The organism is Bradyrhizobium sp. MOS001 (assembly GCF_004634465.1).
Lineage (GTDB): Bacteria > Pseudomonadota > Alphaproteobacteria > Rhizobiales > Xanthobacteraceae > Bradyrhizobium > Bradyrhizobium barranii.
In genome coordinates this window covers 1-5623 of record NZ_SPVJ01000108.1, presented here as the reverse complement: position 1 = coordinate 5623, position 5623 = coordinate 1, and the positions used below count along the sequence as shown (strand labels likewise).

Below are 5623 nucleotides of genomic sequence, written 5' to 3'. Positions count from 1 at the left end.
CTTCCACAAAGCTCGGCTGTCCCGTCCGCTTGACCGCCATCGCTACCCTCCAAGGCTTTGCCCTAGGGAATCACAATTGACGAATTACGCAACAGGCCCACAAGGGGAGAAGGAAGAAAAATAATCACACCTTCTTCGCTTCCACCGCCATCCGCACCGCAAGCCCGGCCAGCACCGTGCCCATCAGCCAGCGCTGCACCAGCATCCAGCTCGGCCGGCTCGCCAGGAACAGCGCGATCGACCCTGCTGCAAGTGCGATCGTCGCGTTGACGCTGACGCTGATCGCGATCTGGATCGCCCCCAACACCACCGACTGCGTCAGCACGCTGCCGGCGGTGGGATCGATGAACTGCGGCAGCAGTGCCAGATACAGCATCGCGATCTTCGGATTGAGCAGATTGGTGACAAAACCCATCGCGAACAATTTGCGCGAGCTGTCGATCGCAAGCTGCTTCACCTGGAACGGCGAACGTCCGCCCGGCTTCACCGCCTGCCAGGCCAGCCACAGCAGATAGCCCGCGCCGGCAAAGCGCAGCGCGTCATAGGCAAAGGGAATGGCGAGCAAGAGCGCGGTGATGCCGAACGCCGCGCACAGCATGTAGAACACGAAGCCGAGTGCCACTCCGCCGAGCGAGACGATGCCCGCCGCCGGCCCCTGCGTGATCGAGCGCGAGATCAAATAGATCATGTTCGGCCCCGGCGTGAGCACGAGACCAAGGCAGACGAGAGCGAAGCCGAGCAGGGCGGAGGTGTGGGGCATGCGTGAACCGGTGTGGGAGACGACACCGTTCTAATGTGCGCCGCGCGGCGGAGCCATCGCGCAATTGCACGGAGGACAATTCGAGTCCCGCATCTCACCCCAACGTCGTCCCCGCGAAAGCGGGGACCCATACCCCCAGGGAGGAGTTTGAGGCTGGATCGTCATGGGCAATCTTCGCCCAACTCGATCCTGTGGTTATGGGTCCCGGCGTTCGCCGGGACGACACCGTGCTGGTGGAGACATCAATGCGCCTCGTCCCAATTCTTCGCCGCGCGCGCATCGACATGCAGCGGCACCGACAGGTTCACGGCCGGGAACGGCGCGTCCTGCATCACGTGCTGCACCACCGGGAGCGTCGCCTCTACCTCGGCGTCAGGCACCTCGAAGATCAGTTCGTCGTGCACCTGGAGCAGCATCTGCGCCGACAGCTTCTTCTGGACCAGGGCATCCTCCATCCGCGTCATGGCGCGGCGGATGATGTCGGCGGCGGTGCCCTGGAGCCGCGCGTTGATCGCGGCGCGCTCGTTGAAGGCGCGCACCGAGGCGTTCGAAGCCTTGATGTCGGGATAGTACATCTTCCGGCCGAACAGCGTGGTGACATGGCCGTTGCTCCGGCAGAAGTCGCGCGTCTCGTCCATGTAGGCGCGGATGCCGGGGAAGCGCTCGAAATACTTCTTGATGTAGGCGGAGGCTTCCTCGCGCGCGATGCCGAGCTGGTTGGCGAGGCCGAATGCCGAGATGCCGTAAATGATGCCGAAATTGATCGCCTTGGCGCGGCGCCGGATTTCGCTCGGCATGCCCTCGATCGGCACGCCGAACATTTCGGAGGCCGTCATCGCGTGAATGTCGAGCCCGTCCTTGAACGCCTGCTTGAGGACGGGAATGTCGGCGATCTCGGCGAGCAGCCGCAGCTCGATCTGCGAATAGTCGGCGGAGACGAGCTTGTGCCCGGGTGTCGCGATGAAGGCGCGGCGGATCTTTCGCCCGTCCTCGGTGCGCACCGGGATGTTCTGCAGATTCGGCTCGTTCGACGACAGCCGGCCCGTCGTGGTCGCGGCCAGCGCGTAGGTGGTGTGGACGCGATGGGTCTGCGGGTTGACGTAGGTCGGCAGCGCGTCGGTGTAGGTCGATTTCAGTTTCGAAACCTGGCGCCACTCCAGGATCTTCTTCGGGAAGTCGTGGCCTTGCTCGGCAAGTTCGTCGAGCACCTGCGCGGTCGTCGACCATGCGCCGGTCTTGGTCTTGGTGCCGCCGGACAGTCCCATCTTGTCGAACAGGATGTCGCCGATCTGTTTGGGGCTGCCGACATTGACGGGCTCGCCCGCGATCTCCTGGATCTCGGCTTCGACGCGCGCCGCGGTCTGGGCGAAGTCGCCTGATAGCCGCGACAAGACCTGGCGGTCGATCGAGATGCCGCGCCGCTCCATGCGCGCGAGCACCGACACCAGCGGCCGCTCCAGCGTCTCGTAGACGGCGGTCATGTGCTCGGCGACGAGGCGCGGCTTCAGCACGCGCCACACGCGCAAGGCCATGTCGGCGCCTTCCGCCGACAGCGGTGCGGCCTTGTCGATCGGCACCTGGTCGAACGTGATCTTGCCCTTGCCGCTGCCGAGCAGCTCGCTCTCCTTCAGCATGGCGTGGCCGAACCAGCGCTCCGCGAGCGCTTCGATCGCGTGCGAGCCGCGGCCGGCATCGAGCACATAGGAGATCAGCTGCGCATCGTCGGCGTTGCGCAGCGTGATGCCGTGCTGCGCCAGCATCACGGCGGTGAACTTGACGTCGAAGCCGATCTTGAGAATGCCCGCCGATTCCAGCACCGGCCGCAGCGCTTCGATGGCGTCGGCATGCTTGACCTGGTCCGGCGCGAGGCCCGTGTCGAACAGGCCGGCGCCGCCGCCGGACTGCTTGTGCGCGAGCGGCACGTAGCAGGCCTCGTTCGGCGCCAGTGCCAGCGCGATGCCGCACAGATCGGCCTGCATCGGATCGATGGAGTTGGCTCTCGTCTCGATCGCGACATGGCCGGTGTCATGGATGCGCGCGACGAAGGCATCGAGCTCCTTGAGCGTCTTGATCGCCTGGTATTTGCTGCGGTCGACCGGCAGCTTGCGCAGCGCCTCTTCGCGCGCGGCGGCCAGTGAAATCGGCGAGCCCTTGAGACCGGCCGACTTATCGCCCTTGTCGCCGCCCGTTGCGGTCGCGGCTGGAGCGGCGAAAAGATCGCCGGAGATCTCCGACGTTTTTGCCTTGGCGGCGTCGCCGCCGGCCCTGGCGCCGCTGCTGTTCGACGCATCGGCATCGACATTGGCGGGATCGATCTGCGAATAGTCGGCGACGCGGCGTGTCAGCGTGGTGAATTCCATCGCCTTCAGGAAGGCAATCAGCTTGCGCGCGTCGGGCTCGTGCACTGCGAGATCGTCCAGCGGCACCTCGAGTTCGACCTTGTCGTCGAGCAGCACCAGCTGGCGCGAAATCCGCGCCTTCTCGGCATTCTCGATCAGCGCCTCGCGCCGCTTCGGCTGCTTGATCTCGGTGGCGCGGAACAGAAGCTGCTCGAGATCGCCATATTCGACGATCAGCTGCGCCGCGGTCTTGATGCCGATGCCGGGCACACCGGGCACGTTGTCGGTGGAATCGCCGGCCAGCGCCTGCACTTCGACAACTTTCTCCGGCGGCACGCCGAACTTCTCGATCACCTCGGGGATTCCGATACGGCGGTCCTTCATGGTGTCGTACATCATGATCTTGTCGTTCACGAGCTGCATCAGATCCTTGTCGGAGGACACGATGGTCGTGTGGGCGCCGCGGTCGCTGGCCTGTCGCGCATAGGTCGCGATCAAATCGTCGGCCTCGAATCCGCTCTGTTCCAGGCAGGGCAAATCGAAGGCGCGCACGGCTTCGCGGATCAGCGCGAATTGCGGGATCAGATCATCGGGCGCGGGCGGCCGGTGCGCCTTGTACTCGGGATAGATCTTGTTGCGGAAGGTGACTTCCGACTTGTCGAACACGATCGCCAGATGCGTCGGGCGGTTGTCCGCGGGCATGTCGCGCAACAGCTTCCACAGCATGTTGCAGAAACCGAGCACGGCGTTGACCTGCAAGCCATCGGACTTGCGGTTCAGTGGCGGCAGCGCGTGATAGGCGCGGAAGATGTAGCCGGAACCGTCGACCAGGAAGATGTGGTCGCCCTTGCCGGCCACCTTCGCCGCGACCGGTTTGGCAGCAGGCTTGTCAGCAGCGGGTTTGGTGTCGGCTTTGGCGGCGGTCTTCGGGGATGTCGTTGGGGAGCTTTTGGGCATGGCCGCAATGTATGAATTTTTGCGGGCTTTGACAGCCTTGAGCGGGGGATTTTTGGGCCGCTGGTGCCGCTATCCCCACTGTCGTTCCCCACATCCCCGCTGTCATTCCCCGCGAAGGCGGGGAAACCAGTACGCCGCGGCTTCTCGGCTCGATCACTGGCGTCTCGGCGTACTGGGTCGCCCGGTCGAGCCGGGCGACGACACCGAGAGGGCGGCTACTCCGCCGCCTGCAACACTGGCCCCGCCTTCTTCGGCGCGATCCAGAACGTCTGCGGCCGTTCGAACAGGAAGCGGGCATTGAGCCGCAATGCGACGTACCAGATCGCGAGCGATCCGATCACGCCGACGATGGTGACGATCAGCGACACCGTGCCGATGTCGGCAATGATGCCGGCGCGCAGCAGCAGCGTTCGTGTCGCCGCCATCGGCAGGAAGAAGGCGAGGTAGATCACGATCGAATGCTCGCCGCAGAAGCGGAAGAAGTTCAACCACTGTGCGCGCGCGAGCAGCGTGCCCATCGTGATGATGGCGCAGGCGCCGGCGAAGCCGAGCGCGAGCGAGACGATCTTCCATTCGCTGGCGCCGAGCGCGACGAGGCCCGCATTGACCAGCGCCCAGGTCGCAAGCGCCGCCAGCGCGAGTGCGGGATGGTTGCGCGCGCGATCGGACAGCGCGAACACGTAAGGCGCGAACAGATATCCCGAATAGAAATAGACGAAGCGCGCGCAGAATTCGTCGATCGCGGTCCAGCCGGTCGAGATGCGCGCCGTCTCCAGCGCGGCAGCGATGAGCCAGATCGCCAGCGGCGGGACTCGCCGTGTCAATTTTGTGACCACGAAGAAGATCGGCAGCAGGTAGATGAACCAGAGCGTGCCGAACGGTTCGACGAAGGATTCCAGATACAGCAGGCCGGCCTCGCGCCAGCTCGTCTCCGCCGCGAATGCCGGTGCCTTGAAGCCGAACTGGATTGTCACCCAGACGACATAGAAATAGGCGAAATGCACCACCTTGCGGTCGAGATAGGTTCGCCAGTCCCGATCGATCACCAAGGGCAGGAACAGGCCCGAAATCAGGAAGAAGTCGGGCATCCGGAACGGCTTTGCGAAGGCCACGGCGACATGCATGAAACCGGTCTGGCCGGCCGCGATCTCCACCCCCAGCACCGAGTGCATCATCACGACCATGACGATGCAGATGCCCTTGGCATAGTCGACCCAGTCGACACGTGCGGGCGAGGGGGCCTTGGAAAGCCCGCTCGCGGCGATTGTGCCTGATAGTGCCATGGTGTCCCGTTTCGAGGCGCGGTCCGCCCGGCTCTGTGCGGACGTGGCGCAGTGTGAAGCCTTGCGGTTTAAGGTTTCTTTACCGGTACAATTCGCGTGCCGGTTTTTGCATCCGGGCTGTTCTCTCCCCTCAGGAAAATGCTAAACCGCTCGAGTTGGGGTTTCGTTAACCAAGCTGGAACAGGGTTTTTCATGCGAATCGCGATGATCGGAACGGGCTATGTGGGACTGGTGTCCGGAGCCTGCTTTGCGGATTTCGGTCACGACGTCACCTGCGTCGACAA

4 protein-coding genes are annotated in these 5623 nt (G+C 64.2%); 1 reads left to right on the top strand and 3 read right to left on the bottom strand.

Translation table 11 applies throughout. From position 1 onward, the window contains the following. Positions 1 to 124: 124 nt before the first annotated feature. The 3 genes from CT676_RS42835 to CT676_RS42820 all read right to left on the bottom strand — a co-directional run bounded on the left by CT676_RS42835 (position 125) and on the right by CT676_RS42820 (position 5339). Positions 125 to 760 (bottom strand): LysE family translocator, encoded by a 636-nt coding sequence (locus CT676_RS42835; RefSeq protein ID WP_085398437.1) that lies wholly within the window; start codon positions 758 to 760, stop codon positions 125 to 127. 242 nt (positions 761 to 1002) lie between these two features. Further along, positions 1003 to 4056: a DNA polymerase I gene (gene polA, locus CT676_RS42830; RefSeq protein WP_135217267.1), complete on the bottom strand. Its 3054-nt coding sequence runs from the start codon at positions 4054 to 4056 to the stop codon at positions 1003 to 1005. Between the two features lie 215 nt (positions 4057 to 4271). After that, complete coding sequence (locus CT676_RS42820; RefSeq protein ID WP_085398439.1) at positions 4272 to 5339, bottom strand: acyltransferase family protein; 1068 nt, start codon at positions 5337 to 5339, stop codon at positions 4272 to 4274. 192 nt (positions 5340 to 5531) lie between these two features. Between CT676_RS42820 and CT676_RS42815 the strand changes: the two genes are divergently transcribed. Further along, the coding region (locus CT676_RS42815; protein WP_135215480.1) for an NAD-binding protein at positions 5532 to 5623 on the top strand (92 nt) is incomplete at its 3' end.

Bases quoted from the DNA above. Each gene is read 5' to 3' on its own strand.
- polA (WP_135217267.1), bottom strand. From the start codon at position 4,056: ATGCCCAAAAGCTCCCCAACGACATCCCCGAAGACCGCCGCCAAAGCC.
- CT676_RS42835 (WP_085398437.1), bottom strand. From the start codon at position 760: ATGCCCCACACCTCCGCCCTGCTCGGCTTCGCTCTCGTCTGCCTTGGT.
- CT676_RS42820 (WP_085398439.1), bottom strand. From the start codon at position 5,339: ATGGCACTATCAGGCACAATCGCCGCGAGCGGGCTTTCCAAGGCCCCC.